The sequence below is a fragment of the Sinosporangium siamense genome, from assembly GCF_016863435.1.
Taxonomy (GTDB): domain Bacteria; phylum Actinomycetota; class Actinomycetes; order Streptosporangiales; family Streptosporangiaceae; genus Sinosporangium; species Sinosporangium siamense.
In genome coordinates, this window is sequence record NZ_BOOW01000054.1 from 61,083 (window position 1) to 86,043 (window position 24,961).

The window sequence follows — 24,961 nt, forward strand, 5'->3', positions numbered from 1 at the left end:
ACAATCTGGTTGAGCTAGGTAAGGAAGAGCGCTCCCAACACAGTGCCGAGGACCGTTCCACGGCCTCCGGCGAGCGCGGTGCCGCCCACCACCACGGCGGCGATACCGGCGAGCAGGTAGCTGTCTCCGATGTTCAAAGCCGGTGTACGGATGAATCCGGCCAGAAGGACGCCCGCCGCGGCGTGGCAGAGCGCGGCGCAGACATAGGTGCCCGTGCCGTACCGGATGAGCGAGATGGCAGCCGCCCGCGCCGCGGCCGGATTGGCACCCACCGCCTGGAACCGCCTGCCTAGCACGGTCCGGTGGACGACAAGCGCCACGATCACCGCGACCGACACCGCGATGAGCACGGTGTTGGGCACCCCGAGCGTCTTGGCCAGCGCGAACCTCTGCAGACCGGCGGGCACCGCGCCGGGCGAGCCGTTGGTGAAGTGCTGGACTCCGCCGAGGAGCAGCGCGTTGCCGCCCAGCGTCGCCACCAGCGGCGTCACCCCGACCACGGTGACCAGGTAGCCGTGCGCGAGGCCTACGGCGAGGGCGAGCAGGACGACCAGCAGGAGCGCGGGCACCAGCCCGGAGTCGGCTCCGCCGGGATATTTGGTCACGATCACCGCGGACATCGAGATGACGCCGGCGACCGAGAGGTCCAGCCCTCCCTGCTGGATCACGAGCATCTGGCCGATGGCCGTGACGGCCAGCAGCGCCGCGAAGGGCGCCATCGACAGGAGCGAGTCCGTCGCCAGTGTCCCGGGGACGAATAACGCGCTACCGGCGAAGAGTAACGCGGTCATCACCAGGGCCGACGGGACCGTGACGCGCGCCGGCCTGACCGGGGTCCGGCCGGCGGCGCCGGTCCCGCCGGCGACCGGCCCGGCAGTGCTCTCGGAGGTCTGGGATGCGTTCATGTCCACCTCTCGATGCACACACGGTCGCAGTACGAAACGTGAAGGGCGGATCAGGCCGGCGGCGCGGCGGCGACAACGTGGATCTCCAGCCGCAGCCGGGGATCGGTCGCCAGCCGCGTCACCTCCACGGTGGTGCTGGTGGGAATGTGACCGCCGAACCACTCCGCCTGGATCCGGTTCACCGCGTCCTGGTCCTCGGCGACGTTGGTGAAGAACCGGATCAGGTTCACCACGTCACGGCGCTCGGCCCCCGCGGCGCGCAGGGCCTGGTCCAGGTGTTCAAAGGCGGTGCGAGCCTGTGCGGCGCCGTCTGCGGGGATCGCGTCGAAGACCTCGGGCCGGTGCGGGTGGTCGTGGTAGACCGGTGCCCCGGTCACCCCGGAGATGAAGACCAGGCGCGCCGACGACACGACGCGGATGGCCGGGACGAAGGGGCTGACGATGTCCGGGTCATAGCCCTCGTGGTGAATGATCTCCGACTGACCGACGGTAACGATCTCGGGAATGTCGCTCACGGCTTCTCCTAGGCATCGTGCTGCGTTTCAGAGTGTGACGCTATTCCTGATGGCAATCGATTGTCAACGAGTGACCTGCACCTTTACTAAAAGTCACCGCTGGAGCGACAAACCTCTGCACTGACGGCTGACCAGGCCTTTCGACGGATGCCACCTCCTCCGCCGCAGCCTCGCCGCGCCCACTTCCACGGCCGATCAACCGGCACGGCCCGCCGGGAGCGCTCCGCCACCGCCCTGCTCACGCACCGACGACACTGCGGCCGGGAGCACGGCATCGGTCCGGCCGACGAGCCCACGACTCCCGCCTGATCCCCGCAAGGCCGATCCGCTCATCGCTGCCGGCCTGGCAGCACTTCCCGATCGTGGGCCGCACGTCACATCAGGAGACGACGGTTCACCGTCGCGGCGTGCGGCCGCCGGAGTGGAGGAAGTCTCGCGGCGGTCCTTCGACCGGCCACCTGCCCAGCGCCAGTGTGCAGGCCTCCTGCAGCGCGTCCTCGGCCACGTCGATGTCGCCGAGCAGGCTGATCAGGGCGGCCAGCGACCGGCCGTACTCCTCGCGGAAGATCCGGCCGATCGCTTCCTTGTCGATCATTATTCGGACGTGGCGGCGAACGGGCGCACCTCGATCGGCGTGTTGATGGCCGCGGTGACCTGAACGATCAAGTCAGGCGGCCCGCAACGAGCCCGCGACCTGCTCTAGCAGGCTGAAATGGGCTCGGTCGTGACCGATTCACCGCCGGGATATGTGAAGGACGACCGAGGCGAGTAGAAGCCCCAGGTGATCTCCAATGGGTCGGCCGGGCGGAGGGCGTAGACAGGGTGTGAGGGGTCCAGGAACTCCAGCGAAACAACCTCGAACGGATCGACCGGCTCGGCGACGAACGGGTAAACGCCGCTGAGCTTTTGCCCGTCGACCTCGGTGATATAGCGCAACTGCCCCCGGTTGACCGCCGCACCGGTTTTGCCGACCCTGGCCGTTGTACGGATCACCGGCACGCCGTCGATCTCGGTCGTGGCCACGAGCTTCTTGCCCTTGACCTCGATGGTGGTGCGGCCCTCGGTGGCGGGCACGCCCCGGGCGGCGGCGTAGTCGCGCACGACCGGGCTGGAGTTGAAGTAGTGCGTCCACCAGCGGCCGTTGGTCTCGCCGTCGGGAGCATAGGCGTCGGCCAGGTCGGGGCCGATGTAGGTCAGGGAGTAGGCACCGAAACCCGAGGTCTGCTCGGGGCGGTCGACCACGTACTGGTTCATGAACACCTGCCGGTTGGCGGCCGGCTTCAGGTCGGCGGGCACCAGGCCCTCGACGGCTTCCGGGTCGGCCGGTATCCAGCCGAAGTAGATCATCCGACTGTTGACGACGAGCTGGGGGGCCACCAGTTCGGGCACACGTTCTCCCTGCTTATAACGACTTACAGCCGGAACATATGTCAAGTCGCCCCAAAAAACAATCATGACAGAAAACTTCACATTCGCCCACAGAGTGCGCTATATGGCGTCTTCACCCACCAGCAGGCCATAAACGGGACCTTTAGCCGACTAAGCCCGTCAGAGTGATCCCGTTTACGGGGGATATATGCGGGTATTAGCGGTAATTCCTGGAACGTAGCAATGAGCACAGCACCTCAATGCCGCACCACCCGGCGAGGCATTGCAAGGAAATTCCGGCCCGACCGAAATGCTCACTTTCGTCGCCCCTCCGGCTCCAGCGATCACAACACACACGAAGGGTAATCGGCATGCCGCTGCTTGACCCGATCGCCACGCTCGACCTCACAAGAGAAGAAGGCTATGACAACGACTATCGCGATTTCATCCGAGCCATCCGTTCCGGCGTGACGGAGAACGGCGCTCTTACTTATGCGGACTATAGGGAGGGCGCCGCCCGCAGAATCGTTTATCGCACGGACCAAAGCGTCGATCCCACCGAAAGAGACGCCTACTTCAGTGTACGGCTGAGAGTGGCCGGCGGCAGCATAGACCTCTACATCCGACGAAACGATCTCTACAACGTAGGTTTCGCCCAAGTAGATCCCCAAGGCAACGCCCGCCGCTTCTATTATTTTGGAGGCAACGGCGACAGACAGAGGATGCAGACACTGGACTGGGTTCCCGCGGCAAATCTGACGGCAGTCGGCGTCGGAGAGAACTACCAGGATCTGGAGCGCGCCGCCCACGTCGCAACAGATCGCAGAGAGATCACGATGTCCCGGGAAAGCCTGGTGGGACGGATCAATGATTTACTCCAGGTTTCTCCAACCACTCAGGATATGGCTGCAGCAATGCTCTTGTTGACGGAGATGATCTGCGAGGCGGCACGCTTCCGGTACATCTCCCAGGCGATCGAGACGGCATGGAGTGGATACCGGGCTGTGGATCCGGACACCCGGACCCAGATGTATGAGCTGGAGAGAAGGTGGCAGGTCATCAGTCTTCATCTCCAAAGGCGCATGGAAAGCCAGTTGGCTGTGGACGACGAGCGAGCCCTCCCCCCGCTCACGATCGGCTCGATGACCTTCACCAATGTGTTTGAGGTCGCGGCGGCGCTCGCGATCATTTATCTCAAGGCCGTCTCCGGCACGAGCACGTCGAGCACCTCAAGCAGCCGAAGCGTGCGGAGCGTCGATGCCGTCCTGGCCGCTACCGACGACGGCCACATCCACTATCCGGTGATCGACACGGCGGTCAACATGCTCGAAGGCCGGCAGACCGCGATCTTCTTGCAGTCCAACGAGCTCATGGTCTACGACCTGGCAGCCGACGCCTTCCTCGACGGACCCTGGCCGATCGGGAGCGCCTGGTCGGCACTCAGCGGCACCGAATTCGCCAACGGCGTGAGCACGGCCACCGTCGTTCCCGGCCACCAGGACATCATGTGGTTGTTCCGCGGCTCGCAGTACGTCCGATACAGCGCCCGCGAAGACAGAATCCTGGTGGGCCCGAAAGAAATATACGACGGCTGGCCGGGCCTGCAGGACACCACATTCGTCGACTACATCGACGCGGCGGTCAAGGACCCGAGCGGCGCCAATGCCCTCTATCTCTTCCGCGGGCCCGAGGTCGTCCACTACAACCTCGACGACGACACGATCAGCGGCCCGAATCTCATCAAGAGCGCACTGCCCGGATTGGAGGACACGAACTTCATCCACGGTGTGAGCGCCGCATTGGCCTGCCCCGGGTCGCCAAACGAGATGTGGCTCTTCCGGGACGACGAATATCTCCGTTACAACACTTACGAGTGCCGGATGGGGATCCAGCCCAAACCGATCGCCGAAGGCTGGTCGGGCTTCCGCGACAAACTGTTCATCGACCGGATGGACGCGGCCCTCGCCCACCCGACCTCAAACGGAGAGATCTGGTTCTTCCACGACGGCTACTACGTTCGTTTCAACACACCGAACAACGTCATCAGCCATGTAACGACCCCGATAGCCGACGGATGGCAGGGCCTCAAGCCGTACAAGGACTTCTGCCGGCGCATAGACGCCGCACTGAACATACCCGGGAAGTCCAAAGCGTGGTTGTTCCACGGCCACTCATATCTCACCTATGACATCGAGAACGACAGTGTCTACAGCGGCCCATACCTGATCGAGAACGGGTGGCCCGGCCTCAAATCAGCGGGCTTCGACCACGTCGACGCCGCAGTCCTCGTCCCGGGCGAATCCGACCGAGCCTGGCTCTTCAAGGACGACCAATACCTCCGCTACGACCTCACCAACAACAAGGTGGTCTTGGGCCCGAAACCCATTGCGGACGGCTGGGCCGGCCTCCGAGGCACCGGCTTCGACCTGCGCATCGACGCCGCCGTACGCTTCACCGGCTTCGACAACCACCTCTGGCTCTTCTCCGGCAACACCTACGTCCGCTACGACCTGGACAACGACAGCATCGTCATCGGTCCCAAGGCCATCATCGACGGCTGGAACTTCGGCTTCCCGTTCGGCGACCCCCCGTCTTAGGCACCCCGCCACCTGAGGGACTCCGACCCACCCGTGCACCGAACGGCCATCCATATGAGCCTCCCGGCTCAACCACGATGACTCCGACTCGCTGATCTGTGGAGTGGAGGGGACACGTGTCCGGCAACATGTCCCCTCCACTCCCTCAACGTCCGACTTGGGCGAGCGACACCCATGCGCGAACTTTGCCCGATATAGCCCTCATTCGACACGCCTCAACCACGTCGACCTGGGCTTTTATCCGCGATTCCATTGCATGAGGTGGATAATTCCTGCGACCATGCGCACTCTTACAAGAATTCAAACTTGGGAGATTGCACCATGTTCGCGCAGGGTCAACTCACACGGAAGCCAGGCATAGACCCGCGAAACCTCACCTTCGCCGCAGTCGACCTGGAGACGACAGGCCTCCACGCACGCAAGGGTTCACGCGTCTGCGAGATCGGCATCGTGCGCATGCGGGGCGACGGCGTCGTGCTCGACGAGTATTCCACCCTCGTGGACCCCGGCTTACGCATCACCAACGACGAGTACCACGGCATCACGAACGCCGTCGTCAAGGGCGCTCCCAAGTTCGAGCACATCGCCGGGGACGTCCTCACATACTTGAGCGGCGCGATCGTGGTCAGCCACAACCTCGACTATGAGGACCAGTTTCTCACCGCCGAATTCGGTCGCCTGGGCATAAACGTGCCCGATATTCCGGGTTTATGCACGCTCGTCATGACACGCACTCACCTCGACCGGTACGGCTACCGCCTGATCGACGTCGCCAACCTCATCACCGGAGACTGGCCCGCCGCCGCACACTCCGCCCTGGGCGATGCCCGCACCCTCGCCTGGATGTTGTCGACGTTCATCACCGAAGCCCCCGAGCCACTGTCATGGAACGGAACGGCGCCGGTGATGCTCCCGCCGTACCCGCGCAGCGGTTTCATCGCCCCACGCGCCGCCGGACTCCGCAAAGGCTCCGACGGCTGGCTGGCGACTCTCACCGCGCGCCTTCCGTTGACGGCCCAACCGCCCGCGCCTCGTCCCCAAGGCGTGGCCGATTACACGGCAATGCTCGGCCACGCTCTGGCCGACGGCCGAATCGTCGGAGAGGAAGCCCAGCAACTCGCGCTTCTGGCCTCCCGCGCCGGCCTTACCCAGACCACCGCTCGCGAGGTCCACGAGCGTTACCTCGCTGAAGTCCGCACAGAAGCCGAATCCGACGGGGTCGTCACAGCGGCGGAACTCAAAGAGTTGCAACGGGCCGCCAGGGAACTGGCCGCCACTCATCTGATCGGCGACTTGGAACAAGCCGCCGCGGCCGACCGCGCCCGCAGCAACGGACCGCTCAAAGGCTGGCGGCTGCTACCGGTGGGTGACAGCCGCGGTGTGATGGAAGTGATGGACTTCGGCTCGGCGCACGGTGCCTCCGTGGCGGTGAACGTGACCAAGACCGTCCGATTGGTGGTGACCGACGGAGCGGCCACGGACGACCCCCGAGTGCAGAAAGCGGAGGCCGCGGGAATCAGGGTCCTTTCCGCAGGCGAAGCACTGAGGCTTTTGGAGAAGGAAGTCGAGACGACCCGCGGCGGACTGTTCGCCAACGCCCGCGGCCAGGAGGTCGCCGACCGGCTGGCCGCCGAACAGCAGCGTCAGGCGCCACGGCGACGACCGGAATGGCACGAGTCATGGCGCCGCCACGAACTGACCCCCGCGCAGTACAAGGCCGAATTCGTCGACCGCTTTGCCGACTGGGACGATTCACGCCGCCAGAATCACAAGATCACTATGTCCTCTGAACGGGGACGCCGCGCCGCCGCCAAACAATCCGGCGGCTGCGCCGTCGCCTTTCTAGGCGCGGGAGCCGGCACGGTGCTGCTGGAAATGCTCCGCCAGCTTCTCACGTGACATCCCGCCCCGAACCTGGAACCACCCCGGGCCGGTGATCAGGGGTGGTTCCCGGACAGGCCCGTCTGTCAGCCTGCTTGGGGCCGGTTCTGCTTGCCGTCCAGCCACAGCGTGTCGGAATCGTCCCGGTGGGTGCCCGTAGTGCCGACGTGCTTGGCGTCGATCTTCGGCCCCTTCTTGATCACATGTACCAATGCCATCGCATGTCCACGCCCAAGGTCATAGTCCTGTTTCAGCCACTCGACGATGGTTCCTGCTTTGGTAGACGGGTTGTCGTAACCGCGCTCCTTCGCCTGCGCGATGAACTCTCGCGGCGTCAGACCGGTCTTGTCCTCAATGTTGTCGAGGTAGGCCTGGAATGACATGGCTCTCTCCCGTTTCTCAGGGCCGTTCACTGCCCTGACAGCGCATTGGTGCTGGTGCACCAACCTCCTACAGGCGCCACAACCAACAGGCCTATCCCGCTATTCCGCGACCACCACGCCATACACCTCCAGGGCCCTTTCCCGGCTGATCCAGCCTTCCCGCACGTCTTGCGCCACAGCCTCGGGGTCCCGATCGCGCGGGTCACCGTACCCCCCGCCGCCGCTGGTCCGTGCGACGAGCCGCTCCCCGGCCTGCACTAGCACCGGTCCGCAGATGTCGAGTTCCACCAGCTCGCCATCCTGGTTTCGCATGAGTTGCGCGGAAGGTGCCCCGGCCAGGCCGCCCCGCGCCCCCATCATGGGATTGATCGACCCGTCGTTGGCGTACACCGCCTCCATCTCACCGGCAACCGGCCCATACTCGACCTCAAGCCCAGGGGCACCGCGATGCCGCCCGGCCCCCTCGGTGTCGATCGCGAGGGCCCGCCGGTGGATGACGATGGGCTGCTTGAGCTCGTCGATCTCCACGCTGTCGAGCAGGAGCGTCCCCCCGCTGCCAAGGTCGGACATCGTCAGCCATCCATCGGCGGAAGGCGCGCCCGCTCCGCCGTTGGGCCCGGTGAAGATCTGGTTCACGTACGGCACGGCCCCGTGGCGCCGATCGACCCCGGAGACCACGGCCTCGGAGGGCGACATGCCGGACCCGACCTCAGCAAGCCCGATGCCGTCGCCGATTTCCGCCATGGCCCGCTGCACGATGTTCCCCACCCGGTTGGCGAGGTTCGTGGTGGCGACGGAGGTGCTGTGCGGGTGTCGCACGATGCCAACGCAGCAGTTCTCCCGCAAATGAACCTGAATGCGGCGGAAACTCCCCTGGTTGTGCGGCACCCCGGCGTCGATGCTGTTGAAGACCCCGATGAGGGCCGCCGTACGGGACGAGGCCTCACTCAAGTTCAGCCCGGACGGCACGCAGTCCGGATTGTCGCGCAGGTCGACGTCGATCATCCCGTCCTCGGGCCGTACGGTGACCTTCGCCTGAAGCGGCACGCCGTCGGGCACCCCGGGGAACGGGTCGTGGCAGGTGGTCGTGATCGCCTCCCCGGCCGGAAGCTCGCGAATCACGGCTTCCATCCGGGCTTCGCTGTAATCGAGCCAGTTGTTGGCGAAGGCGTCGAGTGTCTCCCACCCGACCTCGTCCGCCAACTGCAGCACCGCCAGCTCACCGATACGCGCACTGCCGAGGACCGCCAGATAGTCCCCCCGCCACTGGTCAGGCACCCGGATGCGCATCTCGCACATCCGCAGGATGTCCTCGCAGTCCTCGTAATCCTCCTGCACCCGCACGACCGGGAAGATCAACGCCCCTTCCTCGTATACATCGCGAGCACTCGCCATGTAGGTCGTAGGCACGGAGTTCCCGCAGTCCGCCTGGTGCGCCTTGGCGAGCACGGTGAACCGATGCACCCCGGCGGCGTCGACGACAGGCACCAGAATCGAGTGATCGGCCGCATGCGTGTTGCCATGATAGGGCGAGTTGTGGAGGAAGGCGTCCCCGGCACGAGGCACCGGATAGAAGTCCAGCATCGACCGTGCCTGCAGGTCGGGCCCGCCCATCACGTGGATCGGCGGACTGTCGCCCGTCATCAGCACATCCCCGGCCGCCGTGAGCACACAGCAGGAGAAGTCCCGCGCCGTGTTCAGCACGCCCGACCGCCCGGACCGCGCCAGAGTGTTGGACATACGCCGGACGATGGCCTGAAAGCGATGGCTCAGCACAGCCATCCGCGCACCATCACGAACGCCACTAGACATGGATGCTCCTCGGTTGGATGATCAGCGAGCCGGAGTCGCTGACCGTCCCCGTGCTCTTGTCGGCGACGACCACCGTCGTGAAGGGCGACTCGATCAGCATCGGCCCCTGCAACATCTCCCCGGGCGCGATGGTGCCAAGCGGCCGGACCGGCACGTCCGTCATGCCCACGCCGTGCACATATGCCTGCCGCACCGAAACCGCCGCATCTCCGGTGACCCGGGCAGTGAGCGCGTCCGCCGCCGCGCGGAGCGGGACCCTGACCCGGGCACCCCACCCGACGATCTCGACCGGCGAAGCGGCATCGGTGATGCCCAGAACCTGCTGATGTGTCGCATGGAAGTCGTCGCTGAAAGCCGCCACATCGGCCGCGGAGGCGAAACGTTCCACCCGCAGCGGCACTTCCAGTTCCCAGATCTGCTGCGGATACCGCGCCTCGGCGAACAGGGTGACGAGCGCGTCATCCCACGTCGCTCCCACATGTTCGGCGAACTCCCCGCACCGTGCGACAAGTCCACTCAAGGCGGCATTGACCCCGTCGATGTCGAAAGCGCTGGTCAATGCGGGCACGGTCGCCGAATAGACAGCGGTGAGATCCGACATAAGCGCCCCTGCCGCAGCAAGAGCCGCACCCACCGCCGGCACGATGAGCCGACGGCTGCCCAGCCGCCCGGCCACCGCCGCCGCGTTGAGCCCGGCCGCCCCTCCCCCGCCGACGAGCACGGCCCGCGCGGGGTCGATGCCCTGCTGGAGTGTGATCTCCTCGATGGCGTGCACCATCTGCTCGGTGGTGAGTTCGAGTACGGCATAAGCCGCGTCGATCGCCGAAAGCCCCAATGGCCCGGCCACATCCCGGGTCACCGCTGCGAGTGCGGCTTCCGGGTCGAGCGTCATCGACCCGCTGGAGAATGCCGCCGGGTCCAGATAACCCAGGACAAGAGCCGCGTCGGTGACGGTGGCCCGCACACCACCGCGACCGTAACAGGCCGGTCCGGGCACCGAACCTGCACTCTGCGGACCGACGTGGAGCAATCCCCCCGCGTCAACCCAGGCGATGCTGCCGCCCCCCGCACCCACACTCTTCACATCGATCGACGGCAACCCGGTCATGTGCCCAAGACCCTCGGGACCGATCCACGCCGTGCGAGTCGTGGGAATCTCCCCATGCCGCACCAATGTGACGTCGTAGGTCGTGCCACCCGCGTCGGCCACGATCACCGTCTCCGCGCCAAGGTCGGCTGTGCCGTACGCGCGGCCTGCGACGGGGGCCATCGAGGGGCCGGAGTTGATGGTGAGGATCGGCGCGGCCGACGCGTCGTGCACGTCGACGACCCCGCCCATCGAGGTGACCATCAGGATGCGTCCGCCGAGTCCGGCTTCGCGCAGCCGCGAGGTGAGTGAGTGGATGTATTCGCTCATGAGCGGCTTGAGCGACGCGTCGATGGCGGTCGAGGACGCGCGCCTGTACTCCCGCAACGACGGGTTGAGCGCGTGCGACAACGTGTAGGGCACGTCCGGCAGCCTCCGCCGCAGCACCTCCCCGACCGCGAGCTCGTGCTCCGGATTGACCGTCGCCCAGAGCAGGCAGACGGCCACAGCCTCCACCTGCTTGTCCAGAAGCCGATCGCAGGTGCGTTCCAGGGCGGCCAGGTCGAGGGGGTGGAGAACCTCCCCGGTCGAAGTGATGCGTCCATCCACCTCGAACGTCAGCGAACGCGGCACATAGGGCTCGGGGTAAGGAACGGTGAAGTCGAACGGCTGCCGCCGTCCTCCTTCCCGCAGCAGCAGAACGTCCGGATGGCCGGCCGTGGTGAGAAACGCGGTCTTGGCGGTGTTTCCGGTGAGAACCGCGTTGAGGCCGCGCGTCGTCGCATGCACGAAGGTGTCGACGCCCCGCAGAAACCCCTCAAGCGGTGCGGCATGGGCCTCGGCTGCCATGGTCAGCACATTCAGGATGCCCTGCACCGGATCGCCGGGCACCGTGGGCGACTTGAACAGCCGCAACTCCAGGTCCCGCTCCACCACCAGGTCGGTGAACGTGCCGCCGATGTCGACCGACAACCGCATGGCGGTCGCCCGTTCAGAAGCCATAGCTGGACACCTTCTCCAAGTCGGCTTCCGCCGTACTGTCCGGCAGGGCCGGGGCGGATTTGACGGCTTCCCGGAGGTCGTCGAGGAACGCGGGGATCTGCCCGTCGTTGTGGGGCATGGGCACCACGACGACGCCCACCGGCGCTGGGATCGCGCGGGCCGCGAACATCCAGCCCCTCCCCCGCAATTCCTCCGCGACCGGGCGCAGGTCGAGTGTGTCGGAGTAGATCAACGACATGTTGATCTGCGATCCCGGATAGACGTCGACGCCGTCGATCTCCCCGACGCCACGCACGATCTCGTCCCGCATGGCCATCGACTTGAGCGACACTGCGGTGTATCCGGCCTCGCCCAGCAGCTTGACCATCGTCCACGCGCCCGCGATGGGGCCGGTGCCCCGGGTGCCGGTCATGGTGCCGTTGGGGGGACATATCTCTTTAGCCAGGGCGAGCAGTGATGCGTCCCGGAAGTACAACGACCCGGCGGGTGGCGGGGCCATGCCGTTCTTGTGCAGGTCTGCACTGATGGAGCAGACCCCGGGCACCCGGAAGTCCCACGGCGCGATGTTCCTGTCATAGCCGGAACGCTCAAGGAAGGGCAGGATATACCCTCCGAACGCCCCGTCGACATGGAGGTAAAGCCCGTGCCGCAGGGCGATCTCCCCCATGGCCTCGATTGGGTCGATGCTCCCATATGCCCAGGTCCCGGCGGTGGCGATGATCGCGATCGTGTCCGGCCGTATCGCGGCCTCGATGGCCTCGGGGTCCACCAGGTGCAGCTGCCCGGCAGGCGCCGGCACGGCGATCGGGTCGAGATCAAACATGTGGCACAACTTGTAGAGCGAATAGTGCCCGTTGTCGGGAAACACGACACTCCCGCCACGCCGCCCCGCCCGCCGCTTGGCGGTGAGGATGGCGCACATGTTGGACTCCGAGCCTCCGGAGGTGAGGAAACCGGCGGGTTCCGGCGCACCGAGCAGACCGCCCATCCACTGGACGATCTCCGCCTCCATCTCCCGCGCCCCGCCGCCGGTGATCCAGGTTTCACCGTGAATGAACCGGCGGGTGACCTCGATGGCCAGCTCGCGTACGGTGTCGCCCCAGGGAAGTTCGGCAGTCGAGATGAGGTGCGGGCCTTCGTCGAAAAGATTCCGTGAGGTCTCGGCAAGTCGCGAGACGAGCTCCAGCCGATCCAACTCGCGCGCGAACGCCTCAGGTTCCACGCCGCTGGGGAACTTATCCATGAGAATCTCCTCGTCCACTACTGAATTCACTACTGAGCGATGAATCCGCCGTCGATGGGCAGACTCGCGCCGATGACGTAAGCCGAGGCGTCCGAGGCCAGATAGACCACGGCGGGGCTGATGTCTCGCACCAGCCCCACCCGCCCGGCCGGGGTCATGGCCACGATCTCCTTCTCGACCTCCGGCGTGATCAGCTCTTTGTTGATGGGCGTGTGCACGTTGCCGGGTGCGATGGCGTTGACCCTGATCCCGGCGGGCGCGAGCTCGGTGGCCAGCGCCTTGACGATCAGCTCGATGGCGCCCTTCGACGCGCAATACGCCGAGTCATTGGGCGAGCCGACATGCCCTGACATCGAGGACACGAAGATGATCGAGCTACCGGCCGTCAGGTGCGGACGAACCGCCCGGGTCAGCCGGTAGGGCGCCCGCACGTTCGTCACCCACTGCCCGTCGAACAGCTCGTCGGTGGTCTCTTCCAGCGACGCCTGCGCATAGATCCCGGCCGAGTGCACAAGCACATCGATCCGTCCGAACTCCGCCAGCGCGGCCGCGACGATCCGATCCGGCGCCTCGTCGTCCCGGACGTCCGCGCTGACGTACGCCGCCGCCGCGCCCGTCCGCTTCACCGCGTCCGCCACCTCGGCGAGCCGGTTTTCCGAGCGTCCCACGAGAAGTACGGCACAGCCGGCCTCCCCGAGGCCACGGGCGGCTTCCGCACCTATGCCGGAGCTCGCACCCGTGACGATCGCGACCTTGCCCTGCAGGTCGAACGGTGACATCAAAAGTCCTTTCTTGAACTACTTCTGCGGCAGCGCGTCGGCCGCCTGGTCCTTGACGAGTTCTTCGACTGCCGCCGCGACGTCCTGCTTGAGGTACCGACCGCCGTGCAGTACGAGATATCCGGCGACAAAGGCCGAGACGGCCACCGCGATGGTGAGCGCGGCCCGCGGACCGTAGGAGTCGGAGATGAAGCCGGCGAAGATCGAGCCGAAGAACCCTCCCATGAGGAAGGTGAACACCGGCAGGATCGCGAACGCCTGCGCCCGCAGCCGATAGGGCGTCACCGACGCGACCAGCGGATTCACCGCGACGAGCGCGATGCCGTTGCACATCATGGCGAGCACGTAGAGCCCGAGGAGCAGCCACACCGGCTGCATCCACACACCTGCGATCATGAGTACACCGAAGGACACGATGGCGAATCCGACGACATGCATCGTGCGTGCGGGATTGCGCCGGTAGTCGTGGTCGAACTGCCGCCCACCGATGATCATTGCCGCGATGACCGGCACCTGGGTCAGAGAGAAGACCAGGCCCCGGGTCACGGCGTCGAAACCGTACTCGTCTCCCAACAGCAGGGAGACCTGCACAGGAACCGCATAGAGCGCGAGGCCCAGCACTCCAATGCCAAGGCACAGGAACAGGAAGCTCTTGACCTTCAGCATCTGGCGGAATGCCGCGAACACCCCGGAGGGCCGCCCCACCTCACCCTCGCGGGTGGTGCCGAAAAGCGACATCTGGTCGGACTGCCCTCGCGCCGGTTCCTTCAGGAACACCGCCGCCGCCACTGCCAGCAGCGCGTACGGCACCGCCAGCCCAAGGTAGGCCCACCGCCAGCCCTCCGGTCCCCCGGCGAGCCCGGCTGCCGCCCCGGCCAGCGCCGGTCCGACCAGCTGCCCGAGCGGCGTCGCCATGGCGTGCAGCGAGAAGATCCGCCCACGCCCCTGGACCGGATAGGCATCGGAGATTAGGGATCCGAAGACGGGATTGGAGTAAGCCGCTGCGATGCCGGTCAACGCATAGGCGACGAACAAATGCCAGGTCTCCTGGGCGAGCCCCGCCCAGACCAGCGACAATGTGCCCAGTCCAGCGGAACCCACCACCAGATATTTGCGACGCACCCGATCGGCCAGCCAGGCCATCGGCAACCCGCCAAGGGTGAGCGCGACACCGGTGAAGCCGGCGATCGCGATCAACGTGGCATCCGAGATGCCGAAATGCTGCTGGATGTCGGGGGCGAGGGTGGTCGTCGCCTCCCGCGCCAGCTGCTCCATCGCGACCAGCGGCACAGCCAGCGCGCAGATGGCCCAGCCGCCGTGTCGCAACGTGTCCCGGAGCCGCATCTGGGGGTTGTGGGGGTCTGCGGCGACTAACTCAGCGTTCTCCATGACGCCGCCCTACCTGTTCCCGAAAGGGGTGGATCGATTTTCGAAGGGAGAGAAGAGAAATGGAACGTTCCGCTGGACGTGGGCACACATGGGCGTCCTCTGGGGCCGAGGGACAATGGCGTGGGAGGGTGCTGTCGGAGACGTGTTCGGAGAGGGGCTTTGGGGAGACGGCGCCTAGAGCCGGTCGTCCAGCCAGTCGAAGGTGAACTCCGCGGCGGTGGCGTGAGCGCCGGTCTGGCAGTGCAGTTGCGCGGTCGACTCCTCGTCGAATTCGAGGAAGTCCTTGGGGCAGGTCAACGCGTCATACAGTCGCCGCGCCTCCCCGGCGGAGAAACGCTCCTCGGTGCCGTCGATCACGAGCGTCTCGCACTCGATCTCGCCCGCCACATCCGTGAGGTCGCACGCGTCGAACTGCTGGAACAGCTCGTACGGCGTCGACACCCCGTGCTTCCACGACGAATCACGCATGAACCACTTGGCCACCGGTGAATGCGCCGCCACCATCTCCGCGGCCGCGTTGAACGCCTCCGGCCCCTCCTCAAGCGCGTGCCCGAGCACCTCCGGCAGATTCGACTTGATGGAGGCCCCCCACTGGAGCACCCCCGGATTCGCGATGCACACCTTGAGCCGCTTCTCAAAGGCGGCGGCCCGGGGGGCGAGATAACCGCCGAAGCTCAATCCCATGAGCCCGATCCGGTCGGTGTCGACCCCGTCGAGGGTGACCGCGACGTCGACGATGGGCGTGACGACGTTCTCCCAGTCGAAGCGGAACGGCAGATTGTTGACCCGGAGCGCGAGCCCCTGTCCCGGGCACTGCACCGACAGGCAGTGATAGCCCCGCCTGATCGCCCCGTCGTAAACCCACCGGGTGTCCTCCGGCCAGGCGTCACGCCCCTGGAAGAAGATGAGCAGCGGCGCGGGGCGCCCCTTCGCGAGCGGGCTGCGATAGAGATAGGACGGCAGGAAACTGTCCTCGTAGGGAATCTTCAGATACTCCCCGGGATAGTCCGCGAGCTCCAGATAACGGTCGTAGCACTGGTAGCTCGTGAGCGCGTTGTCCTTGATCCGGGGGTCGTCGGGGAAACTGAAATGCAGCAGCGACGCCCGCCAATAGGTAGCCGCACGAAGGTAGGCGTCGCCCGCGGAGACCGTACGCCCCTTCTTCTCGGCCGCCTCGGCCCTGTCCTGAATCCTGCGCGCCATGTCGCTCCAGGCCCGCATCCAGCTTTCCTCGTCGTCGACGACGATCTGCCGGGCGACCTCCAGGCACTCCCCGAGGTCGGACATCCCGTAGTGCCCCATGCTGATCTGGTGCTTCAACTGGTCGTCCATCACGTCGTCCCCGATGAGTCTCAACGAGGTCCAGTGCGCGCCAGGGAAAAGCGGGTTGGGAGATGTCATCAGAAAGTCCCTCTCTGTGAAACAACTGGTGGAACACGGTTGGCCCAGGGCCGCGCCGCCTCCAACTGGGCGGCCAGCCGGTAGAGCAGTCCCTCGTCCCCGTAGGGCCCGACGAAATGCGCTCCGATCGGCAGCCCGGCGGCATTCCAATACAGCGGCACGGACATCGCCGGCTGTCCCGTGACATTGATCAATGCGGTGAACTGGAGATAGGCCCCGGAAGCGCGCATGCCCGCCGCCGGATCCCCCGGCTGCGCCGCGAACGTTCCATGAGGCGGCGGAGGCCCGGCCACCGTCGGCGTCAGCCACACGTCGTAGGGCGCCTGGAAGGCGGCGAGATCATCGCAGAAGGTCTGCAGATCGGCCAGCGCCTCCATATAGGCGTGCAACGTCGTGGTGGAAGCCCTGCCGCCCTCGATCATGGCCCAGGTGGCGGCCTCGAAATCCTCAGGCCGCGCCTTCTTCCCCGTCACCCGCTCAAGATGCTCGATCTCCCAGGCGAGCCCACCCGAAGAAACCGTCGTGAACGCCTTGGCGAACAACGCGGCGTCAAGCTTGGGAGTGCCCTCCTCGACCTGGTGACCGAGTTCCTCACACAACCGCGCCGCGTCCTCGACCGCCGCCACACTGTCCGGATGCAACGGCAGCCCGACGGGCGACTGCCGGCTGAACACGATCCGCAGCCGCCCCGGATCGGTAGCCGTCTCCTCCAAATAGGACCGCTTCGGCGGAGGCGCGATAAAGGGATCCCCCGGCAGCGGCCCCGCAGTGGCATCGAGCAGCGCCGCGTTGTCGCGCACACTCATCGTGACCGCATGCTCACTGAGCACCGCGATGCGCATGGAAACCCCGGCCCGCCGCCTGGCCGACACGATTCTCAGCCGAGTCGGCTTCATTCCGAACACACCGCAGCAGGAGGCGGGAACCCGAATGGAGCCCCCACTGTCACTCGCGTTGGCCATGGGCACCATTCGCGCCGCCACCGCCGCCGCGGCCCCGCCACTGGACCCGCCGGCCGAAAGCGCGAGATCCCACGGATTCCGCGTAGGCCCGAAGAGCTCCGGCTCGGTGGTCGGCTGCAATCCGAACTCCGGCAGATTGCTCTTCCCACACACCACCAGGCCCGCGGCCTTATAGCGCCGAGTGAGCTCCCCATCCTGCGCCGGCACGTAGTTCGCGAGAAAACGGCTCCCGGAGGTCATCCGCACCCCCGCGTAACCGACCCCGCCACCGTCCTTGAGCAGGAAGGGAACCCCGGTGAACGGCCCGTCGGGCAGTGATCCCGCCGCCACCCGATGAGCCTGGTCGTACATCGTCGTGACAACCGCATTGACGTCCGGGTTGGCCCGTTCGATGCGCTGGATAGCGGCGTCGAGCAACTCGGTCGGCGTCACCTCGCCCGCCTTGACCAGAGCGGCCTGGCCGAGTCCGTCCAGCTCAGCCAGGTCCCCGAGGTCACTCATGGCACCCGTACGGCTGCCGCCGCACAAGGTCGTTAAGTCCTTTAACCATATTCGGAGTGTAGCCACTTTCCCGGGATCCGCAATGGGCAAATTTGGACAGCTCATACCAATCTGCGGGCGGAGCGGATCCCTGCGGTGACCTGGGACGAGAGGGGATCCGAGCAGCTCAAGGGCACACGTCTCGGCTTCGCCGTACCGTCCTCGCCTCACGAAGGCATGCACCTATCGCGGCGTGGTTGCGAACCGCCTTGGCCGGGCTCTAGAGCGGAAGCACGAGCAACGACACAGGACGACGGTCCACGTGTACCCGCTTGTGGATCTTCCCGGTGACCGTGTCCACGAACACCACTTCGTCGGCGGGCTTCAGCATGGTGATCAAAGCATCGGAATACAGCTCACCGCGCTCACCGCACACCAGATCGGGCCCCGCCGTGCCCGTCCCGCGTTTGCGCGGCGCCACCTCTCTGCTCCGACCGTCGGCGAGATCAAGCACGGCCAGCCCGCCGGAGTACAGGCAGCTTCCGAGCACATAGAGCCGACCCGCCTCCCTGTTCAAGACCATCTCCATGACATGGTTGCCCTGAAGTGAGGGGAGAGCGAGCCTGCGCAAAAGGCGGCCGTCCACGTCGATCTCCATGACCTCCGGCCCGCCGGTGGTCGCATAGAGCCGGCCCTTGTGCGTGGACACCCCACCATGCAGGTCGACACAGCGTCCTTCGCCCGCTGCGCCCGTGCAGCCCGTCAACCGATCACTGGCGGCCAGCCGTTCGCCCCTGCCATCGCCGCCGATCCGGTAGACCTCTGACCCGGTGGTGTCCTCCCCGTGGTAGCTCAAGGTGACCCGCCGCTCATCGTCGCTGAGATCGGCGGCGAAGGGAAGCCACGTCTTCCCGTGGGCCGCCCGCAACTTCACCCTGCTCACCACGGAGCCCTCGACCGGGTCGACGACGGTCAAAGTCGGCGCCCACCCACCCCGCTCCTTCGCCATGCCAAACACATGAAGCCGACCCGTGCGCCTGCCCGCCACCATCACCACGTTTGTCCAGGCACCGTCAAGGAGTATGCGCTTACGCACTTCCAACGACGTGGGATCGACCAGCACGATGCTCTGGCGCTCACGTTTCCCGGCCTCTTGAGGAAACCATTCTCTTTGCGTAAGGACATGCAAGGTCTTTCGATCCGGCGAAGCCGTGATCGCATACGCCGGATACGCCTCACCGTCGTATTCCGCCATTCTCCGCCGTATGACCACTCCCCGGTCCACGTCGACGGCCAGCAGTTCATTGCTGACCAGCAGCGTGTACACAACAGCCTTGGGAGGCGGCAAAACCGGTTTCGGCGCCGCCTCCCCGGAACACGCCGCCGAAACCAGGAGCACCATGGCCAAGACCCCGGACCGCGCCCGCCTTGCGCCTCCACCGAACACTCCCCGTGTCAACGGAAGCACCTCTCCTCTTGTCGGCAAGATACGGCAGGACGGTGCGAAAACAGCATGAGGTCAGCCGAGCAGGAACACGATGCTCAGTCCGGCCAACAGCATAGCCTCCACGAAAGCTAATTTCTGGATATACGGCGAGGCCCGTTCCAGCGGATCCGCGGGATCCTCCTTTCTACGTGCAGCCGCGACCGTGATAAAGATAAAGGGAATCGCCCTTCCGACGGCGAAGGCCAGAAACACGGGCCATGTCGCCGACCATTCGGGAGACGCTATTCCCCATGCCATGACAAGATAGAGCGCGGGTGAGGCGAGAGCCGTCACGAAGCCCGTCCCGAGTGCCACTCCGAACACGCCCGCGTAGGGGCCGTGCTCCCAGGCTCCCCAGGATCTGGGCACGCGCCATGAGCTGCCGTCCAAAGCGATGGGAAGCAAGCCGGAAACTACAGCCGCCAGGGCGAGGCTGATGACCCCAAGCCAAACCGGTGGTATATGCCCGATCAGATTTCCGATGCCGTGCCAGATCAACGCCGATCCGACGGCTCCCACCGGCAGACCCGCCACATGGGCGAGGATGCCGGTCAGCCAGGTTTTACGGTTCCAAGGCCCCCACCCGGGGGGCGAAGCGATCACAAAGACCGCGTTGTTCCCTCAATCGGTCCGCAATCCCTGGACACCGCTCACGAGAGCGAGGAGCGCGAGGAGGGCAACCTCAATCTCGCCAGAATGGGGAGTGACGAGCAGCGCGAGGCCACCGCCGACCGCCGGCGCCGTCAGTGCCACGGACGGCGCCGGCATAATTGTTGTTCTGCGCATCTGCCGGATCAGCCGTAGCAATAGCAGTAGATGGCGGTGGCACCACTGTAAATGCAAAGGCAATCACAGCAGGTTCTGCCGCCCTTCGACCAGCACGCCGTGCCGGTAGGGCAGTAGCCGGTCACGGGGTTACACGAGAACCCGCCCCCGCTATAGCATCTGGAGCCCGAACAATTCGGGCATCGGCCACCACCGAACGGGGCCGTACAGCTTGCCACGGCGACTGCGGATGCCGACTTGCCGACGGTCGCCGCCGCGAAGGTGCCGAACACCGCTGCGGCCCCCCCGTGCAGCGCCCTCCGCCGCGTGATCGCGCGTGCGCTTTTGACTAGAATCCTCTTCACTACTTACTGCCTCCTTTGCTCTCTACTGGCTCCAACTTGAGGGTCTCCGGTGGCTGCGGGGCTGCCTCGACTGGACGCCTTACCGCTTCGTCACACGCTGTGATGAGCCCTTCAGGGGAGCTGACCAGCCCCTTTCCACGAATGACCCCATCTGCTCCCACAGCGACGTAGAACGGCAGAAGATCGATGTTGTAGTCGGCAGCGATTCTCTTCTTGGTGTCTGCGATAACGGTGATCTCGTGGGTGAGCCCGTCGGCCCAAGACCGCACCATCCGATCGCTGCCGGCGCAGATCACGACAAGGGACAGATCCACACGGTCGTCGGCGACACGATTGAGTTCACCCCGCAATCCCGAGCAAATACTGCAGTCAGTGGCCATGAACAGCACGACCATCGAAGTGGGGAGAGGAAGCACGACCTGGCGCCCATGAAGGTCGTTGACTTCTAGAGGTCGCAGCCAATCGTTGTCGGGGGGACCTTGGGCAGCGCGGTGCTTCGGATGAACGAGATATAGCTGCCCGAAGTGGTGATAAAGGCCAAAGAGGGCTACCGCCAGCACCACGACCAATACCCACAGGAGGACGTAGCTCACACCGAACGCTGTACTCATAGGTGTTCTCCTCCTGTTTCGGCCTTCGCGGCATGCTGATGTCGAAGGCGCCGCCGATGTCCCTCGAATTGCACAACCTCTGCCAGGAGCATGAACCCGAGCACGTACACACCGGCTGCTGCTGCTCCCACGGTCACAGCCTCCGCTGTCGCCCGATCCCACGCCAGAGAGCTTTCCGCTGGCCCGGCCCGTGTGACGAGAGCAGCACTCCACAGGGCCGCCACCGCCAATGCGACACCGCGGAACACGACGACGATGCCGAATTCCGATCGGTCGAGAGATCCGAAGCAGCTACAACTCTCGGTGACACCGAATCGATAAGCCAACAGCAGCAGGACGGCGAAGGCCGTGCAAAGTGCCGCCGCCAGATAGGCCGGCGTGGAACCCAATCCCGCGAGCAGGAGCACCCCGCAGGCGATCTCCAGCGGCGCCACCGCCTTCGCGGCGAACTCGGCCACACCTCGCGGCACGGTGAGAGCGACCAGGAACGGGAGCACCGACTGCTTCGACACCACCTTCGACACCCCGGCCACGAAGAGGACGACACCCACTGCCGTCTGCGCAAAAACCACCCATCGCATGGGGACTCACACGCTCAGCGGAAGCGACCGTGCCACCTCGAGAAGCTTCTCAACCGGCACGTCCCGCGGCCCGCGAACCCCATAGCTCAGACTCGCCGTCCACACGGTGACGGAGTGCGCCTGGTCGGTGCGCCAGACTGGAGCGCTCGCCCCCGCCTCCCCATCCGGGAGACTCCACAGTCCATCGTGATACGTGGCCTTGACGCCTCTGATCTCGAGATCGACGGGAACACCGGATCGCGCTTCCGTGCAGAGGAGAACGGCCTGCGGAGCCTGCACAATGTGCACACTTAGGGGATACGACCAATCTCTCTCGCCGGCACCCCGGGTATGGACCAGCGTGACCTGCGATACGGTCGCATTGAAGCCCGCACTGGTTTTGCCGGTTAAGGCCTTACGGAATTCGAACCCCGCTGGAAGGGCGGAGACCCGGATCCGCTCGATCGGGGAAGCAGACATTTCCTCCTCCATTCAATCTGATCGCAGATAAGTTGCGCCGCGCCTCCGTGGAATTGGGGCCGGCGTGAAACGCCAGGATGTCCACGGGGTCAGCCTCAAGCGGTGAGCGGCATTACCGACTCCACTCGCATACGGCTGGCCATGAGCCAGATCAACGCACTAGCGTGCTATATCGAGGAAGGCGGCTTCTGCCGATACGGCGCTCGCCGCTCACCATTCGTGGGCCGCACCCGCTCCCATGTCACCCGAGTCTTTTCCGCCGCCAAAGCGGCTGTCAAGAGGAGCAGGAGGATCTTCATTTTTTTCCGACCAAAAAAAGCGGAGCCGCCTACTGGTGATCACAATGAGATCACTCACGGTCATCAGCCACCGGCAACCGTTTGCGATGGCAACCCGGTTCTTTCTGCAAATCTTTCCGGCTGTCATTGCACTTTCACATAGCGCAACCTTCAACCCGAATGTTGTTTCGGACCCTATTGCCCACCGATCAACTACCGGACCCATCAGTGAGCCTAATGAGTGCTATCGAGCTGCCATCGGGCACACTCGATACCGGTAGCCACCGGTGAGTGAGCACTCCGTGAGCCTGGACCACAAGTTCTGGAAAAAGATCGTGCCCTTGCCGGTAGACCGGGAGAGTCGATCGCTGATGGGATGTCGTGCCCGCCCGGCCGAGGCGTGAGCACTCCTTCATTAGGTCGCCGACACTCCCCCGCAGGCTGCCGACCGCCAGTGATGGAGAGGAGACACACTTGCGACTGTTCGTCGGAGACGACTGGGCTGAGACGCACCACGACATAGAGCTGATGGACGCCACCGGCCGCCGCCTGGCCAAGGCACGGCTGCCCGAGGGCGTGGCCGGCGTGGCGCGGCTGCACGCCGTCATCGGCGAGCACCTCGGTGACCGGGCCGACCTCGCCGAGGTGGTCGTAGGGATCGAGACCGACCGCGGCCCCTGGGTGGCCGCCCTGGTCGCCGCCGGATACACGGTGATGGCCGTCAACCCGCTGCAGGCGGCCCGCTACCGGGAGCGCCTGGCCCTGTCAGGGGCGAAAAGCGACGCGGCCGACGCGCACATGCTCGCCGACATGGTCCGCATCGACGCCCACCAGCTGCGGCCGGTCGCCGGGGACAGCCCGCAGGTCGAGGCGTCAAGGTCGTGGCCCGCATGCACAAGACCCTGATCTGGGAGAGGACCCGGCATACCCAGCGGCTGCGGCACGCGCTGCGGGACTACTTCCCCGCCGCTCTGGCCGCGTTCGAGGACCTGGACGCCCCCGACGCTCTGGAACTGCTCACCAAGGCCCCGGAGCCGGACTCTGCGGCTGGGCTGACCACCGCGCAGATCAGCGCCGCGCTCAAATGCGCCGGACGGCGGGACATCCCTGTCAAAGCGGCTCGGATCCGGGAGGCCCTGCGGGCCGGGCAGCTTCGGCAGCCCGCGGTTGTCGCGTCCGCGTACGCCGCGTCCGTACGGGCTGTCGCCGCTGTCCTGATAACTCTGAACGAGCAGGTCAGAGTCCTACGCAAGGAGGTCGAGGCTTATTTTGGTCGGCACCCGGCGGCTGAGGTCATCCTCTCCCAGCCGGGACTTGGGCAGGTCCTCGGCGCCCGGGTACTCGCCGAAGTTCGGTGACGATCCCACCCGCTACGCCTCGGTCAAGGCCCGCAGGAACTACGCCGGCACCAGCCCGATCACCAGGGCCTCGGGCAGGAAGAGGGTTGTGTCCGCTCGGTTCGTGCACAACGATCGGCTCGTCGACGCCCTTATCACCCAGGCGTCCCGCGCGATCAGCGTATCGCCCGGAGCGCGGGCCTACTACGACAGGCAGCGCGCTCGGGGCTCCGGCTACAACGCGGCCTTGCGCCAGGTTGCCAACCGGTTGGTGGGGATCCTGCACGGCTGTCTCAAAACCGGCACCCTTTACGACGAGGCGACGGCGTGGTCTCACCCCATCGAATCGTCCGCTGCTTGACTTCTAATCTTCTGGGATGTCTTTTTCATCCTGCTGACGGGGGTCACGAGCGCGTTGCGGAGCGGCTCTCACCACACTGAAACAAAGAAGCCTCTGGTAGAAGGGTTGTCGACCAAGATCAACGATCGCCACCAGAGGCTCGTGTGCTTTTCTATCGTGCTGCGCTGCCGTTGTCACCTCGGACCCTGACCTACCTGGCCGGCCTGATCCGCCGCCACCGGGCGGCGATCGGCTCGCCCTGGCGCAGGCTCACCCCTGCCCGCCAGGCCCTGCTCGTCCTGGTCCACCTACGCAAAGGGGAGACGTTCGCCGAGGTCGCAGCCGGATTCGGAATCGGAACCGCCACCGCCTGGCGCTATGTCCACGAAGCCGTCGCCCTGCTCGCAGGACGCTCGCCGTCCCTGGACCGCGCCCTCCGGGCGGCCAGGCGCGGGCCACGCCTTCCTCCTACTCGACGGAACCCTCATCCCGATCGACCGGGTGGCAGCAGACCGGCCGTACTACTCCGGGAAGCATCGCAGGCACGGCGTGAACATCCAGGTCCTCGCCGCTCCCGACGGCACGCCGCTGTGGACGTCGGGCTCGCTGCCGGGCTCGGTCCACGACCTGAAGGCGGCACGGGTCTGGGGAGTTGTGCGCCGTCTGGAGGCCGCCGGTCTGGTCGCACTGGCGGACAAGGGGTACATCGGAGCAGGTCAGCGGGTGCTGGTGCCGTACAGGGGCAGAAACAAGCCGCAGGCGCAGAAGACAGCGAACTCGGCCCACGCCAGGCTGCGCGGGCCTGGAGAGCGCGCGAACGCGCAGTTGAAAGGCTGGCGGATCCTGCGGAAACTACGCTGCTGTCCTCTTCGTGCAGGTCAGCTGGTCAAAGCCATCTTCGTATTGCAGTTGCGGGAAGCGGGATGAAAAAGGCT

Annotated in this window: 18 protein-coding genes and 2 pseudogenes; 4 read left to right on the plus strand and 16 right to left on the minus strand. The window is 65.7% G+C overall.

The annotated features are described in order from the left end of the window. Positions 1-14 precede the first annotated feature (14 nt). The 4 genes from Ssi02_RS35770 to Ssi02_RS35785 form a co-directional block, all read right to left on the minus strand. On the minus strand, positions 15-905 hold the full coding sequence (locus Ssi02_RS35770; protein ID WP_204032451.1) for an ABC transporter permease: 891 nt from the start codon (positions 903-905) through the stop codon (positions 15-17). A gap of 50 nt (positions 906-955) precedes the next feature. After that, on the minus strand, positions 956-1,420 hold the full coding sequence (locus Ssi02_RS35775; protein ID WP_204032453.1) for a RidA family protein: 465 nt from the start codon (positions 1,418-1,420) through the stop codon (positions 956-958). Between the two features lie 394 nt (positions 1,421-1,814). After that, a complete protein-coding gene (locus Ssi02_RS35780) occupies positions 1,815-2,015 on the minus strand; it encodes a hypothetical protein (RefSeq protein WP_204032455.1) in 201 nt (66 codons plus the stop codon). A gap of 104 nt (positions 2,016-2,119) precedes the next feature. Further along, positions 2,120-2,809 (minus strand): acetoacetate decarboxylase family protein, encoded by a 690-nt coding sequence (locus Ssi02_RS35785; RefSeq protein ID WP_239130316.1) that lies wholly within the window; start codon positions 2,807-2,809, stop codon positions 2,120-2,122. Between the two features lie 350 nt (positions 2,810-3,159). Here Ssi02_RS35785 and Ssi02_RS35790 point away from each other — a divergent pair, with 350 nt between their 5' ends. Then, positions 3,160-5,385, plus strand: coding sequence for a hemopexin repeat-containing protein (locus Ssi02_RS35790; protein ID WP_204032458.1), 2,226 nt, complete (start codon positions 3,160-3,162; stop codon positions 5,383-5,385). 321 nt (positions 5,386-5,706) lie between these two features. Next, positions 5,707-7,284: an exonuclease domain-containing protein gene (locus Ssi02_RS35795; RefSeq protein ID WP_204032460.1), complete on the plus strand. Its 1,578-nt coding sequence runs from the start codon at positions 5,707-5,709 to the stop codon at positions 7,282-7,284. 68 nt (positions 7,285-7,352) lie between these two features. Here Ssi02_RS35795 and Ssi02_RS35800 read toward each other — a convergent pair whose 3' ends face one another. From Ssi02_RS35800 to Ssi02_RS35855, 12 genes are all read right to left on the minus strand, one after another. After that, on the minus strand, positions 7,353-7,649 hold the full coding sequence (locus tag Ssi02_RS35800; RefSeq protein ID WP_204032463.1) for a DUF4287 domain-containing protein: 297 nt from the start codon (positions 7,647-7,649) through the stop codon (positions 7,353-7,355). A 99-nt stretch (positions 7,650-7,748) separates the two neighbouring features. Further along, entirely contained in the window at positions 7,749-9,431 is a 1,683-nt protein-coding gene (locus Ssi02_RS35805; protein WP_204032465.1) for a hydantoinase B/oxoprolinase family protein, read from the minus strand. A 22-nt stretch (positions 9,432-9,453) separates the two neighbouring features. Beyond that, positions 9,454-11,550 (minus strand): hydantoinase/oxoprolinase family protein, encoded by a 2,097-nt coding sequence (locus Ssi02_RS35810; protein WP_204032467.1) that lies wholly within the window; start codon positions 11,548-11,550, stop codon positions 9,454-9,456. Beyond that, the gene (locus Ssi02_RS35815; protein WP_204032470.1) at positions 11,540-12,793 is read right to left on the minus strand and encodes an aminotransferase class V-fold PLP-dependent enzyme; all 1,254 of its coding nucleotides are present in this window, start codon (positions 12,791-12,793) and stop codon (positions 11,540-11,542) included. The genes Ssi02_RS35810 and Ssi02_RS35815 overlap by 11 nt, the downstream gene beginning before the upstream one ends. Positions 12,794-12,822: 29 nt before the next feature. After that, positions 12,823-13,572, minus strand: a complete 750-nt coding sequence (locus tag Ssi02_RS35820) for an SDR family NAD(P)-dependent oxidoreductase (protein ID WP_204032472.1) — start codon at positions 13,570-13,572, stop codon at positions 12,823-12,825. An 18-nt stretch (positions 13,573-13,590) separates the two neighbouring features. Beyond that, positions 13,591-14,961 carry an MFS transporter gene (locus Ssi02_RS35825; RefSeq protein WP_204032475.1) on the minus strand — a complete coding sequence of 457 codons (1,371 nt, stop codon included), beginning with the start codon at positions 14,959-14,961 and terminating at the stop codon, positions 13,591-13,593. A 174-nt stretch (positions 14,962-15,135) separates the two neighbouring features. After that, positions 15,136-16,362 carry an alpha/beta hydrolase family protein gene (locus Ssi02_RS35830; RefSeq protein WP_204032477.1) on the minus strand — a complete coding sequence of 409 codons (1,227 nt, stop codon included), beginning with the start codon at positions 16,360-16,362 and terminating at the stop codon, positions 15,136-15,138. Then, positions 16,362-17,825 (minus strand): amidase, encoded by a 1,464-nt coding sequence (locus tag Ssi02_RS35835; protein ID WP_204032479.1) that lies wholly within the window; start codon positions 17,823-17,825, stop codon positions 16,362-16,364. Before Ssi02_RS35835 ends, Ssi02_RS35830 begins: the two co-directional genes overlap by 1 nt. A gap of 259 nt (positions 17,826-18,084) precedes the next feature. After that, positions 18,085-19,206, minus strand: a complete 1,122-nt coding sequence (locus Ssi02_RS35840) for an SMP-30/gluconolactonase/LRE family protein (protein ID WP_204032482.1) — start codon at positions 19,204-19,206, stop codon at positions 18,085-18,087. Positions 19,207-19,323: 117 nt separating this feature from the next. Next, positions 19,324-19,893, minus strand: coding sequence for a hypothetical protein (locus tag Ssi02_RS35845; RefSeq protein ID WP_204032485.1), 570 nt, complete (start codon positions 19,891-19,893; stop codon positions 19,324-19,326). 526 nt (positions 19,894-20,419) lie between these two features. Next, positions 20,420-21,031 carry a TlpA family protein disulfide reductase gene (locus Ssi02_RS35850; protein WP_204032487.1) on the minus strand — a complete coding sequence of 204 codons (612 nt, stop codon included), beginning with the start codon at positions 21,029-21,031 and terminating at the stop codon, positions 20,420-20,422. After that, on the minus strand, positions 21,028-21,612 hold the full coding sequence (locus Ssi02_RS35855; protein ID WP_373870254.1) for a MauE/DoxX family redox-associated membrane protein: 585 nt from the start codon (positions 21,610-21,612) through the stop codon (positions 21,028-21,030). The genes Ssi02_RS35850 and Ssi02_RS35855 overlap by 4 nt, the downstream gene beginning before the upstream one ends. A 1,211-nt stretch (positions 21,613-22,823) precedes the next feature. Between Ssi02_RS35855 and Ssi02_RS35860 the strand changes: the two are divergent. Next, positions 22,824-24,047: pseudogene (locus Ssi02_RS35860) on the plus strand (IS110 family RNA-guided transposase). 143 nt (positions 24,048-24,190) lie between these two features. Next, a pseudogene (locus Ssi02_RS35865) lies at positions 24,191-24,953 on the plus strand (transposase family protein). Positions 24,954-24,961 lie beyond the last annotated feature (8 nt).

Bases quoted from the DNA above. Each gene is read 5' to 3' on its own strand.
- Ssi02_RS35770 (WP_204032451.1), bottom strand. From the start codon at position 905: ATGAACGCATCCCAGACCTCCGAGAGCACTGCCGGGCCGGTCGCCGGC.
- Ssi02_RS35780 (WP_204032455.1), bottom strand. From the start codon at position 2,015: ATGATCGACAAGGAAGCGATCGGCCGGATCTTCCGCGAGGAGTACGGC.
- Ssi02_RS35790 (WP_204032458.1), top strand. From the start codon at position 3,160: ATGCCGCTGCTTGACCCGATCGCCACGCTCGACCTCACAAGAGAAGAA.
- Ssi02_RS35795 (WP_204032460.1), top strand. From the start codon at position 5,707: ATGTTCGCGCAGGGTCAACTCACACGGAAGCCAGGCATAGACCCGCGA.
- Ssi02_RS35800 (WP_204032463.1), bottom strand. From the start codon at position 7,649: ATGTCATTCCAGGCCTACCTCGACAACATTGAGGACAAGACCGGTCTG.
- Ssi02_RS35805 (WP_204032465.1), bottom strand. From the start codon at position 9,431: ATGGCTGTGCTGAGCCATCGCTTTCAGGCCATCGTCCGGCGTATGTCC.
- Ssi02_RS35810 (WP_204032467.1), bottom strand. From the start codon at position 11,550: ATGGCTTCTGAACGGGCGACCGCCATGCGGTTGTCGGTCGACATCGGC.
- Ssi02_RS35815 (WP_204032470.1), bottom strand. From the start codon at position 12,793: ATGGATAAGTTCCCCAGCGGCGTGGAACCTGAGGCGTTCGCGCGCGAG.
- Ssi02_RS35820 (WP_204032472.1), bottom strand. From the start codon at position 13,572: ATGTCACCGTTCGACCTGCAGGGCAAGGTCGCGATCGTCACGGGTGCG.
- Ssi02_RS35825 (WP_204032475.1), bottom strand. From the start codon at position 14,961: ATGGAGAACGCTGAGTTAGTCGCCGCAGACCCCCACAACCCCCAGATG.
- Ssi02_RS35830 (WP_204032477.1), bottom strand. From the start codon at position 16,362: ATGACATCTCCCAACCCGCTTTTCCCTGGCGCGCACTGGACCTCGTTG.
- Ssi02_RS35835 (WP_204032479.1), bottom strand. From the start codon at position 17,825: ATGAGTGACCTCGGGGACCTGGCTGAGCTGGACGGACTCGGCCAGGCC.
- Ssi02_RS35840 (WP_204032482.1), bottom strand. From the start codon at position 19,206: ATGGTGCTCCTGGTTTCGGCGGCGTGTTCCGGGGAGGCGGCGCCGAAA.
- Ssi02_RS35850 (WP_204032487.1), bottom strand. From the start codon at position 21,031: ATGAGTACAGCGTTCGGTGTGAGCTACGTCCTCCTGTGGGTATTGGTC.
- Ssi02_RS35855 (WP_373870254.1), bottom strand. From the start codon at position 21,612: ATGCGATGGGTGGTTTTTGCGCAGACGGCAGTGGGTGTCGTCCTCTTC.